Genomic DNA, 19,130 nt, shown 5'->3' on the forward strand with positions numbered 1-19,130 from the left:
AAAAGTGTTTTTTCCGATTAATTGCGGATATTATCTTGATAAATTGTATTTTTGCGGATGTTAGTGAATGGTTTAAAAGTTTGAACGATATGACGATAGAAAAAATGCTTACTCGGCAAGTATTGGAGGCCGTAAAGGCGTGTTACGGGGTTGAATTGACAGCTAAGGATATTCAGTTGCAGGAAACGAGAAAAGAGTTTGCCGGAGATTTGACGGTAGTGGTTTTTCCGTTTACCCGATATTCTCGAAAATCTCCTGAAGAGACAGCGAAAGAATTGGGAGAGTATTTGAAACAGAATATAGAAGAGGTCAAGGAATACAATGTTATTAAAGGTTTCCTTAATGTTACGATCTCTTCTGCTTATTGGCTCGAGGTGCTGAATGAAGTTGCGGAAGAAAAGAGGTTCGGCTACTTAAAAGAGAAGAGCGGGAAGACGATTATGATAGAGTATTCTTCTCCTAATACGAATAAACCGTTGCATTTGGGTCATATACGGAATAATTTGTTGGGGTGGTCTGTGTCTGAAATCCAAAAGGCGAACGGCCATGAGGTGATTATGGCTAATTTGGTAAACGATAGGGGAATACATATTTGTAAAAGTATGATAGCCTGGAAGAAATTCGCGAATGGAGCAACACCGGAATCCACCGGAACCAAAGGAGATCATTTCGTGGGTGATTATTATGTACGTTTCGATAAAGAGTACAAAGCTCAAATAAAAGAGCTGGTGGGAAAAGGAATGCCGGAAGAGGAGGCAAAGAAAAATGCTCCGATTTTGTTGGAAGCTCAGGAGATGTTGCGAAGATGGGAGGCTGGAGACGATGAGACTGTGGCTTTGTGGCGGATGATGAATGATTGGGTATTGAAGGGATTTGATGAAACCTATCAATTGATGGGGATCTCTTTCGATAAGATCTATTTCGAATCGGAAACTTATAAAAAGGGGCGTGATCTTGTGTTGAAAGGGTTGGCTGACGGAGTTTTGTATCAGAAAGAGACGGGAAGCATTTGGGCGGATTTGACAGGAGACGGGTTGGATCACAAATTGTTGTTGCGGGATGACGGCACGTCCGTTTACATGACCCAAGATATTGGAACGGCTTACGATCGTTTTAATGAATTTAATATCGATCAGGAGATCTATGTCGTGGGTAATGAGCAGAACTACCATTTCCAAGTATTATCACTGATTTGTAAAAAATTAGGTTTCGAGTGGGCGGATAAAATCAAACACCTCTCTTATGGAATGGTGGAATTGCCCGAGGGAAAAATGAAATCAAGGGAAGGTACCGTGGTCGATGCCGATGATCTTATTGCGGAGATGATTCATACCGCACGGGTAACTTCGGAGGAGTTGGGGAAGTTGGAAGGTTATTCCAGAGAGGAGGCAGAAGAGGTGTATCGTAAAGTTGCTTTAGGTGCTTTAAAATATTTTATTTTAAAGGTGGATCCCAAGAAGACGATGATGTTCAATCCGAAAGAATCGATTGATTTTAACGGGAATACGGGACCTTTTATTCAATATACCTATACGAGGATTAAGTCGGTATTGCGTAAAGCGGCGGAAGCAGGAATTACGGTTGAACCGGGAGATATCCATACTCCGTTGACGGAAAAGGAACAGAATCTGATTAAGTTAATAGCTAAATTGCCTTCGGTTGTAAAAGAGGCCGGAGACAATTATAGTCCTGCCGTATTGGGAAATTACGCGTACGAGCTGGCCAAGGAGTTTAATCAGTTTTATCACGATTACTCTATTTTGAAGGAGGATAACGTGGCTGTTCGGAATATCCGATTGTTGTTGGCCCGGCAATGCAGTGAGGCTATAAAAAGCGCTATGGGTATGTTGGGTATCGAAATGCCGGAAAGAATGTAAACGGAAGGGAAATGAATATGCTTCAAAAAATAGATCCTAAGGTCATTCAGGAGAATGCCATAAAATTAATCGGTGAGGAGTGGATGCTGATTGCTGCCGGTAATGCCGATCGTTTTAATATGATGACGGCAAGTTGGGGTATGATGGGTTTTTTGTGGAACAAGCCCGTCGTGACCGTTTTCGTGCGTCCGCAGCGATACACGTTTGAATTTATGGAAAATAATGCCTATTTTACGCTTGACTTTTTGGGAAAAGAGAATCGGAAAGCATTGAATGTATGCGGTTCGATTTCGGGTAGGTGTGCGAATAAGATAGAGAAGAGTGGATTGACTCCCGGATTTACGCTATTGGGGAATCCTTTTTTTGAAGAGGCCCGATTGGTTTTGGAATGTAAAAAAATATACGCGGATTGGTTAAAGGAAGATGCTTTTTGGGAGAAAACGCCGATAACGGAAAGCTATCCTGAAAAAGATTTTCATAAAATATACGTGGGTGAAATTGTTAACGCCTGGATGAAAAAGTAAGAATGGATTTATGTAATTATCATAGTCATTGTACTTTTTGTGACGGAAGAGCACCTGCGGAAGATTTTGTAAAAGCGGCGATAGAAGCAGGATTTCATAGTTACGGAATCTCTTCCCATTCCCCGTTGCCGTTTGAGACCGACTGGTCTTTGAAACGGAGTGAGGTGGGGAATTATTTACGGGAAATGCAAAGGCTTAAACGAATATATGCCTCAATGCTTGAGGTATATGTAGGGTTGGAAATTGATTATTTGAATGATGAATACGGACCTTCTTCCCTTTATTTTCAACAATTGCCGTTGGATTATCGTATCGGTTCCGTTCATTATGTGGTAAATCCGGAAAGAGGAGAAATGATGGACATGGATGGAAGAGTCGAGGATTTCCGGAGGAATTTGGATAAGGTGTTCGCTGGAGATTTGAAGCTGTTGATAAAGAATTATTTTCAGGCTTCGATGCGGATGGTTGAGTTGGGCGGCTTCGATTTCGTTGCCCACGCGGATAAGGTGGCGATGAACGGTTCGCTTTGCGATCCGGAAATAGTGGACAGCAACTGGTTTCGAAACATGATGATGGATTATTTGAGGGTGATTGCAGAGAAGGGAGTGATGATGGAGATCAACACGAAAGCCTATGGGCGGAGAGGAATGTTATTTCCGGACGTGCGTTATTTTAAAGAATTGAGGGAGTTGAAGATACCCTTGATGGTTAATTCCGATGCTCATGAGCCTGAAAAAATCAATCAGGGCAGGGCGGAAGTATTTGGGTTGTTGCGGGAGGCCGGGATTCGGAGTACGGTACATTTACGAAAAGGATTTTGGGAAGAAACAGAGATAACGGTTTAATAAAAACAAGTATGGGAAAGTATTGTATTTTATCGGTATGCGTGCTGATGCTGAGCTTTTGGAGTTGTTCCGAAGAAAAAGAGGATGACCTGATTGATGTTCTGGAGAAAGAATCCGTTGATATTCGGGAGTATTTGAGGGAAAATGTTACGACTCCCGTTACTACGGTGTGTTTTTATTCCGTAAAAGGTTTGCCTATAGATTCTATCTATATTTTTAATAATGATAAGACGGGAACTTTGGTAAAAGAGGATGAATACGCCCTGATCGATTATGACGTATTGGACTTGAACGGGAAATACATGGACTCTACCGATCCGCAACAAAAACTGGATTCAACTTATGTCAGGACCTATGCGATGGGGGGACCGGTATATAATGTGCTCGATACGGCGAATAAGTTCAATTATATCGGGGAGGCGTTGAAGTACATCGGAGAGGGTAAAACGGGAGAGATGATCGTTCCCTCTAAATTAGGTAGTCAGAACGGAAAGTCGCTATTGTATAAGCTTCAGATAAAACGGGTTATTCCGGATTTCAAAGGGTATGAAGATGCTTTAATTCAATCTTATATAGACAATCACATCCAAGACAAGATCGGCGAGCCTGTCGAGATAAGGCGAAACGATTCGATTGCCTATTTGGTGATGACACACCAGGGAAGTGGCGTCTCTGTGATCAAGGAGGGAGATACGGTTTCGATTTCGCATGAGGCATACGTTTTGACCGAGGGATTATTAAAGCAGTATGAAGTCTGGGACAGCGTGACGATGATTCATCCTTTGGCCCCGAGAAACGGGACGATATTGGAGGTTTACGCGAAGGCTTTGACTTATTTGCACGAAGGCGATGAAGCTACGATAATCGTACCTCATGTGCTGGGGTACGGGCGTGCAGGGGTGAAGAGTGCGAGCGGACAAATTTTAATACCTTCTTTTTCAACTTTGGTATACACGTTGAAGGTAAAGAGGGTAGGTATATTTACTCCTCCGGAAAATCCGGAGACAGGGAGAGGTAATGAACCATGACAGATGGTATTTTAATAACAACTAAAAAAAACGGAAATGAAAAAAAACAATTTAATCTGGGGTTTAGGCTTGCTGATGGGTATATTCGCAGGTTGTTCGGATGGTGTAGATACGATCGATATTAAAAAGGTTCTTGCTCAAGAACAAAAGAATATCGAAGCTTATCTTGATAAAAACGCCAAAACAGAGATAATAAAAATACCTGTATCGGAACAAAGTCAGCATATCGCGGATATGTATGTGTTCAATAACGATCGGACCGGAACGGTTGCGGAAGATAAAGAGTGGGTATTGGTCAATTATGATCTGACGAACTTGAACGGGTATATATTCGATACGACGGATCCGGCTAAAGCCGCGGGTAGCGGATTTACCGCTACTTTTCCTTACGGGGGGCCGGTATATTGCCGGGTGGGAGACGGTAGTTTCGTGGGATTGTTAGCCGGATATGTCGGTGAAGGTAAAAAAGGAAATTTACTTGTACCCTCTCCGGTGATGTACAGTAACGGAATTACCCATCTGTATGATATGAAGGTGGAGAAAGTCGTGGGAAAAGACCTGTTCTCCTATGAGAAAGAGATGATTAAACGGTATATGGATGAGGTCTATTCGAATATTCCTCGGGAAAACATTTTGGATGTGAAAAGTGGCGATACGACAACCTATATTGTGCGGACGACATTGGATTCGGAGGGAGAAAACATTGGGGCGAAAGACAGTGTGCGCGTTGTGTGTGCTGCCTATCTTTTGGATGAAGTGAGAGATCGGGATAACTTAAGACAAATTATAAAGCTCGAGGGAAATAAGTCGGTGAAGTGGTTGGTAAGCGATTTAATAGATGGTTTGAGATTAAGTTTTCCGTTATTGAAAGTCGGTGATAAAGCCGATATTATCGTGCCTTACGGTATGGCTTATGAAGATAAACTTTTTAGAGGGATTCCTCCTTATTCAACTATTATTTATCAGTTGGAAATTAAAGAAAAAATTGCCAAAAAATAAAGAAGTAAAGAGATGGACCTGGATTTGAAAAGTACACTGGAACTTGTTGTCGGCTGGGCGAAAGAGGTCGGAGGTATGCAACGCTCCTATTTTAGAGGTGATAATTTGGGAATTGAGACCAAATCGAATGTTTTCGATGTGGTGACTAAGGTGGATAAGTTATGTGAAACCTTTTTGTTGGAGCGAATAAATGCCTCTTTTCCGGCTCATGGCGTGTTGGGGGAGGAGAGCGGAGCGCATGATGTTCATAGTGATTACTTGTGGATTGTGGATCCATTGGATGGAACAAATAATTACAGTCAGGGGCTTCCTGTTTTTTGCGTGTCTATCGGATTGACCTACAAGGGAGAATCCCTTTTAGGTGTGGTATACGCTCCCTATCTGGATGAAATGTATACGGCGATCCGGGGGAAAGGCGCTTTTAGGAACGGAATCTCTATTCGTGTATCGGGCAAGAAGGATTTGGCCCATAGTGTATTGGGAACAGGTTTTCCATACGATAAGGATGTAAATCCGGATAATAATGCCGCTAATTTAGCTCGTATTCTTCCGCGTATCCGTGGAATCCGGCGATTGGGATCGGCTGCTTACGACCTGTGTTGTGTGGCTGCCGGATTTTTGGATGCTTATTGGGAATTGGGACTGCATCCTTGGGATGTGTGTGCCGGAGAGCTTATCGTACGGGAGGCCGGGGGAGAAATCCGCTCTTTTCGGGAAAACAGGGGGATTGCCATAATGGCCGGAAACATTCATCTGATTACAAAAATGCAAGAATATGTAAAATGAAAAAACGAGGAGGCCTGCCTCCTCGTTTTTCTTAGAAGGAGATGGCGAATTTTGTTTTCATGTTTTTGATTTTTTCATTCCGAATAAGGGAGAGGGTTTTTCGTATCCTGTTTCGTTTAATGGCCGCAAAAGCATGAAAATCTTTTATTTCGATACGTCCGATCTCCTCTTTATGTAAATTCCCTTTTTGACAGAGGAAACCGACGATATCCATTTTGCTCAGTTTATCTTTTTTTCCTTTTCCGATGTATAAGGTATTCCATTCCGGTTTCGGGGGAATCTTATTTTTGCCGGATAAACGATATACCTCCGGAATTTCCGGGAGATAGGCAGGAAATATTTCCGATTCTCCTATGAGAACAAAAGCAGTTCCCGAAGCTTTCATCCTGGCTGTACGTCCGTTACGGTGGATAAAGGCCTCTTCCGTATCCGGGAAATGATAATGGATGATGTATTCTATTTCAGGTATATCTAATCCTCTGGCAGCTAAATCGGTAGAGATTAGGATGGTCGTGCTGCCGTTCCGGAATTTGCATAGAACTCTTTCCCTTTCCGCTTGTTCCAGTCCGCCGTGAAAAAACTCGTTTTCCACCGCCTGTTTCCGAAGATAGGTGCTAATCCGTTCGGCATGTTCTCTGTAATTACAAAAAATAAGGGTCGGGGACCCGTTTAACTCGCCTAACAATCGGTATAGGGTAGTAAGTTTGTCCGGATCTCCTGAATAGACGGTTTTTATTTCTAATTTACCCAAAGGTGTTTTTTCTAAAAAATTAATCGCGTGAGGCGATTTTATCCCGACAAATACGGGGATCTCAACGGCCGAAGTAGCAGAAGTGAGAATCCGCTGCCGAATTCCGTGTAAGCAGGCAAATATTTCTCTCATATCTTCAATAAATCCGAATTCAAGCGATTTATCGAATTCATCCAGGATAATCGTGTGTACCTCTTTTAAATCGATAGTTTGCCGATCGATATGGTCTAATAGCCGTCCGGGAGTACCTATGAGTAAAGCCGGAGGGTAAACGAGACTTCTCTCTTCAACTTGAATATCGTGTCCGCCGTAACAACATACCACCCGATAGGAACTTCTTAGAGAGCGAAATACGGATTCGATTTGGAGTGCCAACTCTCGGGAGGGGGTGAGAATCAATGCTTGTATCTCCTTTTTGTCGCTTGATAATTTTTCTAAAAGAGGAAGTAAAAAAGCTAACGTTTTTCCGGAGCCGGTCGGGGATAACAGAAGGATATCCCTGTTATTTCGTTGAGCTTCGATGGCTTGGATTTGCATCTCGTTTAAGGTTGCAATTCCGAGCGATTGCAATATATCCCGAAAAGTGTCGTCTATAGGTGGCATTAGTATGATATAAATTTTCGACAAAAGTAATATTTACTTTTCGGTTTAAAACAGATACGACTGATTATTCGGTCAGTTTAGTCCCAAAGTGGCCATTGTTTTGGGGCGTTTAAACATAATCATGGCTTCCTTATAGCCTTCGTCGAAAATTTTTTCCGTATTGTTCAGATCGAACATACTGTATTGACTGATATGTTTGGGCATGATCAGAATATCGCAACTTTTAGCATCGATATTCATGTTGGAAAGGATTCCCATGTGGAAGGAGCGCTCTGCGAGATGTACTAAATTTTTAATGTGATCACTGGGTTCAACCGGATCGATATGGACTCCGATAATGATATCGCATAAATCGCGAATCGGACGTACCGGTAAATTCATAAAAACACCGCCGTCCACGTATTGTTGATTGTCGATAACCGTAGGTACGAATACGATAGGGACGGATGAAGATGCCACGACCGATGGAATGACCTTGCCGCTATTGAAGTGAGCGGGAACACCTAAATTCATGTTAGTCGCCGTGACGACTAAAGGAATTTGGAGTTGGTCGAAAGTTTCTACTTGAATGAATTCGGACAATCGTTTTTCCATGCCGCCCATCATCATAACGCCCATCTTGGAGACAACAGGACGAGCGAAGTCTAACATCTTGGTTCCTATAAAGAACGAAAGCGATTCTTCTGCCGTATGTCCGGAGGCGATCATGACTCCGGCAATAGCTCCGGCACTGGTACCGGAAATAATATCGGGTTTGATCCCTAATTCTTGCATGGCCTTGTATACTCCCAAGTGTGCAAAACCTCTTGCCCCTCCTCCACTTAAGACTAACCCCAAATGATAGGGTCTTTTTTCCTTGATTATATCCATAGAATATATAATGTTGCTTATTTACTATACGGGAATGAAAGAGAATGGTTGAAAAAAAGAGCCGGTTTATAACCGGCTCTTTTCGTATTTATTTTACGGTCGCCATATGAGCGATTAATTCGATTACTTTGTTTGAATACCCCCATTCGTTGTCATACCAAGAGACCAGTTTTACGAAGTTGGGATTCAATGCGATACCTGCTTTTGCGTCGAATATGGAAGTACGGGCGTCACCTAAGAAATCGGATGAAACAACATCTTCTTCCGTGTATCCTAAGATTCCTTTTAATTCGTTTTCAGAAGCTTCTTTCATGGCAGCCTTAATTTCATCGTAAGTTGCCGGTTTCTCCAAACGACAAGTTAAATCAACCACGGAAACATCAAGCGTCGGAACCCGAAATGACATACCTGTCAACTTGCCGTTTAATTCGGGAATTACTTTGCCCACGGCTTTAGCTGCTCCTGTAGAGGAAGGTATGATATTACCGGCAGCAGCACGTCCGCCTCTCCAATCCTTGGCAGAGGGACCGTCAACTGTCTTTTGAGTTGCGGTAGTGGCGTGTACAGTAGTCATCAAACCTTCAACAATGCCGAATTTGTCGTGGATTACTTTTGCTAACGGAGCCAGACAGTTGGTCGTACAAGAAGCGTTGGATACGATAGTCTGCCCGGAGTAAGATTTATGATTTACACCCATAACGAACATGGGGGTATCGTCTTTTGAAGGTGCTGACATTACAACACGTTTTGCTCCGGCCTTTAAATGAGCTTCGGCTTTTTCTTTTGTCAAGAATAATCCGGTAGATTCTACAACATATTCAGCTCCTACCTCGTTCCATTTTAAATTGGCTGGGTCTTTTTCAGCCGTAACGCGAATAGCTTGCCCGTTTACAACTAATTTGCCGTCTTTCACTTCGATCGTTCCATTAAAACGTCCGTGCATGGTATCGTATCTAAGCATATACGCCATGTACTCCACGTCGATAAGGTCATTAATCCCTACGATTTCAATATCGTTTCTACCCATAGCTGCACGGAAAACCAAACGACCAATACGTCCGAATCCGTTAATACCAACTTTAATCTTTGACATTTCTAATTATATTAATCGGTTAATAATGATGTTATTATTCTTATCATTCTCTTATTTTCATACAAAAGTATGGATAAAAAAATGAAAAACAAAGAAGTTTTGGAATTGTTATACGCGAACGTTTTTTTTCTTAAAAAAATTTGCGCAAACGTTTTAAATTACTATCTTTGCCCACGCAATCTAAGAAATGTTTTTTGCTTTTATAAGTGTAGTAAATTTATTGTTAGTGTGTTAAAAAGAGGCTGAGGCCTCTTTTTTAATTTTTTGCCTGTTTTTCTCCTTGAGGTTTGGCTGAGACTTTTATTATTAAAGCTTTTTTGGTGCCGGGAGTAATTTTATAACGATCGTCCAAACGATGTCCCACGACCCAAACGATGTCTTTTCCGGATTGGATGATAAGGCATTCTTTTTTTTGCTTTGCGCTGAACTTTAAATCGGTAAATAAATCACTCAATTTCTTTTTGCTTCTTTTCATTCCTAATGGACAAAACCAGTCTCCTGTAGCCCAATGACGTACGATAAGAGGATAATTGATTTTATCTAAATCGAAACAGGCGATATGGCTTTCTTTGGGTATTTCAAACTCGGGAGTGACCTCCGTTTCATCCAACGTAAAAGTGACGTTATTTAAATAATAAGTACCGTTGTCGGCCATTAGAGTATGTTCGTCTTCTTTTTCAAGGATATTAAATAATCTCCAGTACGTGCGTCCTTTGGTCAATAAGTACTCTTCCGCTTGAAATTGTTTCCCGGGGATGGAATCGTTACTTTCTAATATATCTTTTACCTGAGTGGTATTAAATCCGTAAGGTTTTAATATCTCGTATAATAAAGTATAAGGTGCAGGTGAATCTAACGTCTGTTGGATATGGATTAGTATCTCTCCGTTTTCTTCGGACATGATTTGTCGTTTCAACTGTTTTATACCGTGTAGATAGATTTGTTCGACTTCACGCATCGCCTGACAATTTTCCTGTACGGTTTTTAAAAAGGAGGGATTGATGTCTTTGCATACGGGAATAATAAGGTGGCGGATTTTGTTTCGTACGTAATCTAACGTGTTGTTCGTTGAGTCAACACGGTACCCTAACTTATTGAGAGTAATATAATCGATGATTTCATTTTTAGAGCGGTTTAATAGAGGACGTAATATCCGTCCGTTTATCGGACGGATTCCGGAGAGTCCTTTAATGCCGGTTCCCCGGCAGAAATTGATAAAAATAGTTTCAGCCAGGTCATCGGCATGATGTCCCACCACGATATAGTCCATGTTTTTTTTCTGACGGACTTCTTCAAACCAATTGTATCGCAATTCTCTGGCAGCCATTTCAATACTTATTCCTTTGCTTTTGGCGTAAGCGAGCGTATCGAATTTTTTGACGCTATGAGGGATTCCGTAAGTGTCACAAAATCGCTTGACGAATTGTTCGTCCATATTGGATTCTCTTCCACGCAAATTAAAGTTGCAGTGTAGTGCCAATATTTTGATATTTAAGTATTTAAATGCATGTAGTAAGGCTATTGAATCAGCTCCTCCGCTTACCGCAATGATAAAACCGGCGTTTTTGTCGATGGAATGCTCTTCCAGAAAATGATTAATTGTCTCTATCATGATTTTCTCGTTCTAATGATAGACTAAAATAGCGATTTTTATCGAGATTATGAAAATTAGCATATCGAAAGTTCTGTAAAAAGATGATCGGCCTCCGGCTATCTCGTAAAGAGGAGATTACCAGAAATGTACTTCTCCGTTCTTGTAGGTAAAAGGACGTTCTTCCCGTCCCGTCGTATGATTTCTTAACCAGTATAAGGCTCCGGCCGGGACGGATTCGTATTCGATATAATGATCGTCCGCTGTTTTCCGTCCCAGAGAGTGCCAACCGTTACGGTCGTAAAAGAATAGTTCGTACTCGTTGCCGGGGTATATACCGTTACCGTCGTTTTGAGAAAGATAACCTACGGAAGAGATTTGTACCGGTTCCCCGAAATCCAGAAGGAGATTCCTGTAAATGTAAGTATAGGTTAACGGATCGTTGTCGCCTAAATATTCTTCCTGGCGGTTTCTATCCTGAGGAATGGTTTTCCAGGATAAATAATTCCCTTTTGCATCACGGAAAACAAGTTCTGCTATATGTGAGTAATGCGTATTGCTTATTTTCCAATACCGGTATTTTAAATTCGTATCCACTTTGAATGTCGTGTAATGCATGTATGGGTTTTCGGTAATTTTGTGGATGATTGTCGAGTCTTTAAACGAAAGGGTATTGGAGGCACTGAAACAGTTCCCTTTTAATAGTTCTCCGTATACGGTTTTGTAACCGATAACGGGAAATTTCCGGGTAATCCTGATGGTTTGATGTCGGGTGGTATCCGGAATCAAAAATTCGGTTTCGCCATTCATTTTTAAAATAAACGGGAAGTTTCCGTTCATCAGCTGATTGCCTGAGAAGTAGACCGGAAAATAAACAATACCTCTTCCTAATTTTGGGAATGTTACTTGATCGCGTGTTATTTTGCCCCAACCCACGATTTTTAGGGTCAAATCGTTAAACATGGCTATATAGGCGTATTTGACACCGCGGGAAGGAGGGAATAAAAGGTTTACCTTTACATCGGAAGTGTTGAGGTATATATCAGTCACGTCTTTATTAAAAGGATCTTTGAAAAATTCTGGAATAAAATTTTCCCCTTTCGGATCACGCGGGATTTCGTTGATGGAAAAAGTTCTCCGGTACACCTTCGGGGCTGTTTTCCCTTCGATCTGATAGGAGGAAAGGGTTTTGTATTTTGGATCGACAACGACCATCCAATAATGATATCCGTTCATGTCTGCCCAAGCCGGGACGAAATCGATAGTACAGGGAATGCCTACCTTGCGCGTTGCTATCACGCGTAACCGACTGTCGTTGATACACTCGTATTTTTGGTAAGGAATACCGGCAATCATATCGGAAGAGGCTTGTTCGCTGCTATAAAACTCAATAGATGTTTCTTTTGCCAATTGGAACGCAGAATATCTTTGATCGTCACAATAAGTCGTCTTTTCTGTAATTTTATTTTCGTAAATGGGAATAATCGAATCCTTCCAATTGTCGAGTAACTCGTTATCGATACGGTAGGGTAATAGATATTCACAAAAATCCTCGAATGGTAAAGATTCCAACCAAGGTTTGGTTTCCAGCATCTTAAAAGCTGCGTCTATGTTATGGATCAAATAGTCGGCTTTGATATGTTTGATATCCTCCTCTTCTTGTAGTTGTTCTCTGTACTCTTTATAACGGTAGGGTTGCATTAAGATGATTTTTTTTAGCCAATAGGAATCCGGCAACGTATCGACAATATTTTTAAACTCTCTCAGGTAGGGGCCGTTGTAGGAAAAATGACCGGGCATATTTTCAATGAGGAAAATAGCCGCTTTCCGTTTCAAGCTATCGGCCCGGTCTTGTGAATAATGCTTTAATACTTTTTCTAATTCTTGTCGATTTTTTCCGCTTAATTTTAAGGCATCGTTTAACTTTTCGGAATGTGTACGACAAGAAAAGCATAACGTGGTGCAGAAGATCCACGATAAATAGATAAACTGTTTTATTTTTATCATAGCGGCTATTCGTTTTATTTTGGCAAAAGTAATGAAATTTATCTCGGTTGTAACGTGTTCTATTTTTCATTTGATATCGATCAATAATAGATAAATCTCTTCTTTTATGACTTTTGTAATTCATAAAATATGTGAAATATGCACGAGTCTCTTGTATTATTGAAATAAAAAAAGATAAAAGGTGGATGAGAGAAATAGTCATGAAATTTTTAATAGGCCGATAAATTGTTTTTTTGTTTGAAGCTCTTTGAGGGGGATAAAATGATTTTTACTTAGTGTTATTAAGTATTGCGATTTTTTTTATTGATGGATATGGTTTATCTTTGTATCCGTTTTGAGTGGAAATCAGTCGTAGATATAATTTAAACATAATAATAGAACAAGTTAAAGCATATGGCAGACGATAAAAAAATTATTTTTTCAATGATGAGGGTAAGTAAAACTATCCCTCCGCAACGAAAGATAATAAAAGATATATCCCTTTCTTTCTTTTATGGTGCGAAGATTGGAGTAATTGGATTGAATGGGTCGGGTAAATCCACTTTATTAAAAATTATCGCCGGCTTGGATTCTAATTATGAGGGGAAAGTTGTCTGGTCCAAAGAACATTCGATAGGTTATCTTCCCCAGGAGCCTTTGTTGGATGATACGAAAACAGTGAAAGAGGTCGTTGAAGAAGGAGTTAAGGAAGTGATGGATTTATTGAAAGAGTACGAGGAGGTGAACCTGAAGTTCTGTGAACCGATGAGTGATGAGGAGATGGATAAATTGATGGTCCGTCAGGGAGAATTGACCGAATTGATAGAACATAACGGAGGATGGGAAATCGATCAGAAATTGGAGCGGGCTATGGATGCTCTTCGTTGTCCGGAACCGGATGCTTTGGTTAAGAATTTGTCAGGGGGAGAACGTCGTCGGGTTGCTCTATGCAGATTGCTGTTAAAGGAACCCGATATTTTATTACTGGATGAGCCTACGAACCATTTGGATGCCGAGTCGGTCGAATGGCTGGAACAACATTTGCATCAATATCCCGGAACGGTAATATGTGTGACTCACGACCGTTATTTTCTGGATAACGTGGCAGGATGGATTTTAGAGTTGGATCGGGGAGAAGGAATTCCTTGGGAGGGAAATTATTCCTCCTGGTTGGAGCAAAAAGCGAAACGTTTGGAGCAGGAAGAGAAACAGGCAAGTAAGCGAAGAAAGACGCTGGAAAGAGAATTGGAATGGGTGAGGATGTCTCCGAAAGCCCGTCAGGCGAAAAGTAAGGCTCGTTTAAAGGCTTACGATCGAATGATGGAGGAAGACGTAAAGGAGAAAGAAGAGCAATTGGAGATTTTTATACCGAATGGTCCTCGTCTCGGGAATAAGGTTATTGAAGCGGAGCATGTGTCGAAAGGATTTGGCGAGAAATTGCTTTTCGAGGATTTGGAGTTCCAGTTGCCTCCGGCCGGAATTGTCGGGGTGATCGGACCGAATGGAGCGGGAAAAACGACTCTTTTCAGGATGATAATGGGATTGGAAAAGGCTGATGCCGGGACGTTTGAAGTCGGTCCAACGGTGAAGATTGGTTATGTCGATCAACAACATGCTTCCATTGATCCGGAAAAGACCGTGTATCAAATTATTTCGGGAGGGAGTGACCTGATAACCGTGGGAGGGCGTGAAATAAACGCCCGGGCGTATGTTTCTAAATTTAATTTTTCAGGTTCCGACCAGGAAAAAAAGTGTGGAGTCCTGTCCGGAGGAGAGAGAAATCGCCTGCATTTGGCTTTGGCGTTAAAGGAGGAGGCAAACGTTCTGTTATTGGATGAGCCTACAAACGATATCGATGTGAATACGTTGCGGGCATTGGAAGAAGGTTTGGAAAATTTTGCCGGTTGTGCGGTTGTGGTTTCCCATGACCGTTGGTTTTTGGATCGTATCGCGACTCATATTCTGGCATTCGAGGGTGATTCTAAGGTGGTGTATTTTGAAGGGAGTTACTCCGAATACGAGGAAAATAAAAAGAAACGTTTGGGGGATGTTACTCCTAAACGTATACGTTATAAAAAATTAATCGGCTAAGGTTAGAAAGCGTGCCTAAGAAAAAAGAAAATAATATCGTGAATACTGGTTTTGTTCCCGGTATATATAATTATTGCGATCGTTGGTGTGAACGCTGTAAATTTCAATCCCGTTGCATGAGCTTCACGATGGGGAAAAAATTGAAAGAAAGAGCAAAGGTCGATTTCGATGAGGAGTTGCCGGATGATGATGATGTAGCTCTTTCTCGTTTGAAAAGTATCTTCGATTCAACCTATGAGGTATTACGGGAGTTGGCTGAGGAGAAGGGAATCGCGATTGAAGACATATATCGGGCAGAAAATATCGATAAGGGTTTCTGGGGCGAAGATTATGAGGATTTGGACGATGATGACGAAGAGCTGGCCAGAAAAGTGGAGAGGGAAGATATGATCTGCTGTAATCGGATATATGAGACTCTGGCTGATAAGTGTCAGGAGAGTATATATCAGAAATTGGATGAAGAGGAGGAGAAGGGTAATGGAATAAAGACGAAGGAGGTCGATGAAGCATTGGTGGAAATCAGCTGGTATTTGGATCTGATTCACGCAAAAATGAAACGGGCTCTGTACGGCTTTCATATTTACGCGGATAAAATCAATGCCAAACAGGAAGAAAATGATTATAACGGCTCGGCGAAGGTAGCCTTGTTGGCTATTGAAATTTCTTATCAAGCCTGGTCCGTGTTGAAAAACAAGGTGGTTTATTTTCAACAGGATATAGAACGTATTTTGGTCGTTTTGGAGCAAATGCTGCGGGACCTGGAACATCGCTTTCCGGATGCCCGAAATTTTTGTCGTCCGGGTTTCGATCAATAAAATAAGGCTGCTTTTAAAAGCAGCCTTATTTTATTCAGAAGGGTTATTTCTTTTTGAACAGCTTGTCAAGTCCTTTCAGTATATTCTTTTTAACTTCTTTGCCCGCTTCTTTCTCTACGGCTTTTATCGCTTTTGTTAAATCTGGTTTCACGATAGGTTTATCAAGGGTCCCTTCTATCTTTACGTCTACATCCAACGCTTTAATATTGCTTGCTCCCGGGAGTGCGGAGAGTACGTTGTTGATATCTTTTCCGAAATATTTCCGGTCGATGTTCATGGAGAGGGTATAGTCCATCTCCCCGTTTACAGTTTGGGAACCGTAGATTGTCGTCGGGTTTCCTGCTAAATGGGTGGTAAAGGGTTCTATGATAATATTTCCGTGATCCAGTTTAAAGTCTATTTTTAACTTGCTGATACTGATTCGGCTTAATTCGTCATTTTTTAATAAAGTGGCTAATTTCGCCATAGCCGGGTTGTCTTTTATTAAGAATCCGGCCGTGGAAAGACTTCCTCCTCCGTTTACCGTGTTCATGATCGGACTCATCTCCTGATCCAAATTAGCGGAAAATTTCATTACGGTAGAGATTTTTCCGGAACAATTCATCGCCATGGGAATACTTTGTCTGATAAAGCTAAACGCGTGGTAGGCGGCATCGATATCGAAATCGTCTATCCGGAGATTGAAGTCCACGAATGGTTTAGCCGGATGGGTCGTGTTATAGGATCCGTTCATGAGTATTTTTCCCTCCAGCATATCCATGCTGAGATTTTTAAGGGTAGCCACGCCTCCTGCTGTTTGTACATTCCCGTTAATGTTCTTGACGGTCAGTTGATCGAACAATAAGGTTTTAACGTTGGTATTTAAACCCAGTTGGATATTTTGGGGAACTTCAAATACTCCGTTAGGCGATGAAGAAGCGTTATCCTTTTGTGTTTGTGTGGTATCCGTGGCTATATTTGCCATCAATTCATTCAGGTTCAATAATTTTGAATTTAAATTAAAATTCCCTTTTAATGTTTGGTTCTTAAATATATAGGGCAGATAGTCGGCCACGTATCCCTCCAAGGTGAGATCGGATGAATTGATTTGAATCGATAGATTCTTCAAATTCAAACGAGCCGGGGTTACGGTTAAATCTCCGGAGGGGATGACGATGCCTTTGGGAAAATCACTGTTTTTGAACAGAACATCTTTCAATGAAATTTTTCCGTTAGCGGAAAATTTTTCGTATTGTTCTTTTTCGATGTATTGGTATTTTCCGTTGAACGCCATATCTACGGAAAGTATTCCGTTGAGGGTGATGTCTTGCAAGGGAAGAGCTTTTTTAAGACTTTCGAAATTGATGACGCCTTTGGCTTCTCCTTTTAGCGTGGGATCTTCCGGGTTGGAAACCAATAAGCTCATGTCGAACGGATTATCTGCCACGGAAAAGGATAGGGTACGTAAATCTGCAACCGTTAGGGAGGGAGTTCCTCCCGGATTAGTAATACTTAACTTAAGATTGATCTTTTCGATGGATTCAGGAAGCTCCGGATATTTTAAACTGGCATCCAATATATTGAATTGGATATCGAATTGCGGGAGATGATTTTCATAATATTCTCCTTTCGCCGTGGCATTAAGCTGAAAACCTCCGGAAGTTTTTACTCCTTCAATCTCTTTTTGGAATTCTTTCGGAACCATAGCCAAAAGACTTTCGAATTGGGTATCGGGAGCGTTTAGCTTCAGATCCATATCGTATTTTTCTTTTCCTATACCAACATTGCCTGTCAAATCTAATTTCAGGTCGTTCAACGACATGTCGTTTTTCTTAATATGGAACAGCATCTCCTTCAGATTGGCTTCGATATCGGCTTGCCAGTTGAAATTCGTGTTGTTGACCCATACGCTGTTGCCTTGACGGAAACAGATATTTTCCAAATGGAGTAAAATTTGTAGAAGCGTATTTGTTTCGGAAAGATTTCCTTGCAATTCCAGGTTGATTTTATCGATGCTGAAATAGGTGGAAGATTGAAAATCTTTGTAATCTAAATAAAGGTCCCGGATCTCGATGTGATTGAATCTGACCGATTTTCCGGAGGCGTCTGTTTTTGTCTGAATACTATCTTGTGGAGTGGCGGTTCCCGTACTGTCCGATGCGATCATAATGTCCCAGTTCTCCCGACCGGAGGCCGTTACTTGCGGCATCAAACGGCAATCTTTTAATAAAATACGGTTGATGATGATCTCGTTTCCCGAAATAAGAGATTTTAGATTAACGGATGCTTCAAATTCAGGAATACGAATGAAGGTGTCTTTTACCGTTTCCCGGTTCTCGGATAACATGACATCCGTTAATGTAACGCTTAAATCCGGAAAATTTTTGAACATGCTTAAGTTTACGTCTCCGATTTTTAAGTCGGCTTTCATATACTTTGAGGACTGTTCTTCTATAAGCCGGAGAATGTCGCTTTTAAAGAATACAGGAATCGTTATCAGTGCGATAATGAACAGTATAAAAATACCGAGGATAATAATGAATACTTTCTTCATATTTAGTTGTTTTATGTTTCTAATCAATAATGAGTCCCTACAAAGTTATGTAAATTATTTGAAGTAAGGTTTTATCTTTTTGAGTTTGTGGGGTGCCAATATTTTTTTCTGCTCCAATAGGGAGTAGGTGATTGTTCCCCACTCTTTCTTCGCTTTAAAGATCAGTTGCACTTCCCCGTATTCCAAATAAGGATGGCTCAATATGCTTTTAAAGCTCATGGTATCCATCTCTTTTTTTGTAATGTGTTTGGGATCGGCATAAAAATGATCCAGCAAAGAGTCTACGGAGAGGTATTTGAAGGAGATTTCTTTCAATTGTAAGGGAGTATGAAAACCACCGAGGCGTTTTCTGTATTTTAGTATCTTGGAAGCGTAGTAGGGACCGATGCCTTTTATCTTGGTTAAAGAAACACTGTCGACCGAGTTCAATTCAAACCGTTTTACCGGGGAGGCCGGATGAGTCGAGAGCTGTACCATGGAATCGGGAATCTCGGCTTGCGTGAGCAGGAAAAAAGGGGTGTCGTCTTCCTCGATTAGAAGAGGAAATACGAAGAAGCCTGTTAGCAGAAAAGATAGTACGATAATTCCTTTTTTCTCTGACGATCTAAGCGGCATATTTATTGTGATTTTATAAATGGTTATAAGTTATGATATTTTTTTGAAATATCAAAGGGAAGGGCTATGCACTATGGAGATTTTGTTTATCAACTATTTAATGTTTTTCCAAGAAAGAAGTGT

At 41.1% G+C, this 19,130-nt stretch carries 15 protein-coding genes; 8 read left to right on the top strand and 7 right to left on the bottom strand.

The window, feature by feature from the left end; genetic code table 11:
* The first annotated feature begins 89 nt into the window (after positions 1 to 89).
* Genes argS through BN3283_RS03180 form a run of 6 tightly spaced genes read left to right on the top strand, consistent with a single transcriptional unit; the run spans position 90 to position 6,059 of the window.
* Positions 90 to 1,877, top strand: coding sequence for an arginine--tRNA ligase (argS, locus tag BN3283_RS03155; RefSeq protein ID WP_059025767.1), 1,788 nt, complete (start codon positions 90 to 92; stop codon positions 1,875 to 1,877).
* An 11-nt stretch (positions 1,878 to 1,888) separates the two neighbouring features.
* Complete coding sequence (locus BN3283_RS03160) at positions 1,889 to 2,401, top strand: flavin reductase family protein (protein WP_059025611.1); 513 nt, start codon at positions 1,889 to 1,891, stop codon at positions 2,399 to 2,401.
* 2 nt (positions 2,402 to 2,403) lie between these two features.
* The gene (locus BN3283_RS03165; RefSeq protein WP_059025612.1) at positions 2,404 to 3,246 is read left to right on the top strand and encodes a histidinol-phosphatase; all 843 of its coding nucleotides are present in this window, start codon (positions 2,404 to 2,406) and stop codon (positions 3,244 to 3,246) included.
* 11 nt (positions 3,247 to 3,257) lie between these two features.
* Entirely contained in the window at positions 3,258 to 4,274 is a 1,017-nt protein-coding gene (locus tag BN3283_RS03170; RefSeq protein WP_059025613.1) for an FKBP-type peptidyl-prolyl cis-trans isomerase, read from the top strand.
* A 36-nt stretch (positions 4,275 to 4,310) separates the two neighbouring features.
* Positions 4,311 to 5,273 carry an FKBP-type peptidyl-prolyl cis-trans isomerase gene (locus BN3283_RS03175; protein ID WP_041502147.1) on the top strand — a complete coding sequence of 321 codons (963 nt, stop codon included), beginning with the start codon at positions 4,311 to 4,313 and terminating at the stop codon, positions 5,271 to 5,273.
* Positions 5,274 to 5,285: 12 nt separating this feature from the next.
* Complete coding sequence (locus tag BN3283_RS03180) at positions 5,286 to 6,059, top strand: inositol monophosphatase family protein (protein ID WP_059025614.1); 774 nt, start codon at positions 5,286 to 5,288, stop codon at positions 6,057 to 6,059.
* A gap of 31 nt (positions 6,060 to 6,090) precedes the next feature.
* On the opposite strand, the gene BN3283_RS03185 is transcribed toward BN3283_RS03180, so the two are convergent.
* The 5 genes from BN3283_RS03185 to BN3283_RS03205 form a co-directional block, all read right to left on the bottom strand.
* Complete coding sequence (locus tag BN3283_RS03185) at positions 6,091 to 7,413, bottom strand: DEAD/DEAH box helicase (RefSeq protein ID WP_059025615.1); 1,323 nt, start codon at positions 7,411 to 7,413, stop codon at positions 6,091 to 6,093.
* 72 nt (positions 7,414 to 7,485) lie between these two features.
* Complete coding sequence (locus BN3283_RS03190; RefSeq protein ID WP_052634359.1) at positions 7,486 to 8,283, bottom strand: patatin-like phospholipase family protein; 798 nt, start codon at positions 8,281 to 8,283, stop codon at positions 7,486 to 7,488.
* Between the two features lie 88 nt (positions 8,284 to 8,371).
* Positions 8,372 to 9,376, bottom strand: a complete 1,005-nt coding sequence (gene gap / locus BN3283_RS03195; RefSeq protein ID WP_059025616.1) for a type I glyceraldehyde-3-phosphate dehydrogenase — start codon at positions 9,374 to 9,376, stop codon at positions 8,372 to 8,374.
* A gap of 256 nt (positions 9,377 to 9,632) precedes the next feature.
* A complete protein-coding gene (tilS, locus tag BN3283_RS03200; protein WP_059025617.1) occupies positions 9,633 to 10,988 on the bottom strand; it encodes a tRNA lysidine(34) synthetase TilS in 1,356 nt (451 codons plus the stop codon).
* Positions 10,989 to 11,105: 117 nt separating this feature from the next.
* Positions 11,106 to 12,974: a hypothetical protein gene (locus BN3283_RS03205; RefSeq protein WP_059025618.1), complete on the bottom strand. Its 1,869-nt coding sequence runs from the start codon at positions 12,972 to 12,974 to the stop codon at positions 11,106 to 11,108.
* A gap of 393 nt (positions 12,975 to 13,367) precedes the next feature.
* Between BN3283_RS03205 and ettA the strand changes: the two genes are divergently transcribed.
* Complete coding sequence (ettA, locus tag BN3283_RS03210; protein ID WP_059025619.1) at positions 13,368 to 15,044, top strand: energy-dependent translational throttle protein EttA; 1,677 nt, start codon at positions 13,368 to 13,370, stop codon at positions 15,042 to 15,044.
* A gap of 38 nt (positions 15,045 to 15,082) precedes the next feature.
* Positions 15,083 to 15,859: a hypothetical protein gene (locus BN3283_RS03215; protein WP_147625531.1), complete on the top strand. Its 777-nt coding sequence runs from the start codon at positions 15,083 to 15,085 to the stop codon at positions 15,857 to 15,859.
* 43 nt (positions 15,860 to 15,902) lie between these two features.
* Here BN3283_RS03215 and BN3283_RS03220 read toward each other — a convergent pair whose 3' ends face one another.
* Both BN3283_RS03220 and BN3283_RS03225 read right to left on the bottom strand, forming a co-directional pair.
* The gene (locus tag BN3283_RS03220) at positions 15,903 to 18,392 is read right to left on the bottom strand and encodes an AsmA-like C-terminal region-containing protein (RefSeq protein ID WP_059025621.1); all 2,490 of its coding nucleotides are present in this window, start codon (positions 18,390 to 18,392) and stop codon (positions 15,903 to 15,905) included.
* 54 nt (positions 18,393 to 18,446) lie between these two features.
* Positions 18,447 to 19,007: a ComEA family DNA-binding protein gene (locus tag BN3283_RS03225; protein WP_041502139.1), complete on the bottom strand. Its 561-nt coding sequence runs from the start codon at positions 19,005 to 19,007 to the stop codon at positions 18,447 to 18,449.
* Between the last annotated feature and the right edge of the window lie 123 nt (positions 19,008 to 19,130).

The organism is Gabonibacter massiliensis, from assembly GCA_001487125.1.
Lineage (GTDB): Bacteria > Bacteroidota > Bacteroidia > Bacteroidales > Marinifilaceae > Gabonibacter > Gabonibacter massiliensis.

Excerpts from the sequence above, each read along its gene's own strand:
- argS (WP_059025767.1), top strand. The coding sequence starts at position 90 with ATGACGATAGAAAAAATGCTTACTCGGCAAGTATTGGAGGCCGTAAAG.
- BN3283_RS03160 (WP_059025611.1), top strand. The coding sequence starts at position 1,889 with ATGAATATGCTTCAAAAAATAGATCCTAAGGTCATTCAGGAGAATGCC.
- BN3283_RS03165 (WP_059025612.1), top strand. The coding sequence starts at position 2,404 with ATGGATTTATGTAATTATCATAGTCATTGTACTTTTTGTGACGGAAGA.
- BN3283_RS03170 (WP_059025613.1), top strand. The coding sequence starts at position 3,258 with ATGGGAAAGTATTGTATTTTATCGGTATGCGTGCTGATGCTGAGCTTT.
- BN3283_RS03175 (WP_041502147.1), top strand. The coding sequence starts at position 4,311 with ATGAAAAAAAACAATTTAATCTGGGGTTTAGGCTTGCTGATGGGTATA.
- BN3283_RS03180 (WP_059025614.1), top strand. The coding sequence starts at position 5,286 with ATGGACCTGGATTTGAAAAGTACACTGGAACTTGTTGTCGGCTGGGCG.
- BN3283_RS03185 (WP_059025615.1), bottom strand. The coding sequence starts at position 7,413 with ATGCCACCTATAGACGACACTTTTCGGGATATATTGCAATCGCTCGGA.
- BN3283_RS03190 (WP_052634359.1), bottom strand. The coding sequence starts at position 8,283 with ATGGATATAATCAAGGAAAAAAGACCCTATCATTTGGGGTTAGTCTTA.
- gap (WP_059025616.1), bottom strand. The coding sequence starts at position 9,376 with ATGTCAAAGATTAAAGTTGGTATTAACGGATTCGGACGTATTGGTCGT.
- tilS (WP_059025617.1), bottom strand. The coding sequence starts at position 10,988 with ATGATAGAGACAATTAATCATTTTCTGGAAGAGCATTCCATCGACAAA.
- BN3283_RS03205 (WP_059025618.1), bottom strand. The coding sequence starts at position 12,974 with ATGATAAAAATAAAACAGTTTATCTATTTATCGTGGATCTTCTGCACC.
- ettA (WP_059025619.1), top strand. The coding sequence starts at position 13,368 with ATGGCAGACGATAAAAAAATTATTTTTTCAATGATGAGGGTAAGTAAA.
- BN3283_RS03220 (WP_059025621.1), bottom strand. The coding sequence starts at position 18,392 with ATGAAGAAAGTATTCATTATTATCCTCGGTATTTTTATACTGTTCATT.
- BN3283_RS03225 (WP_041502139.1), bottom strand. The coding sequence starts at position 19,007 with ATGCCGCTTAGATCGTCAGAGAAAAAAGGAATTATCGTACTATCTTTT.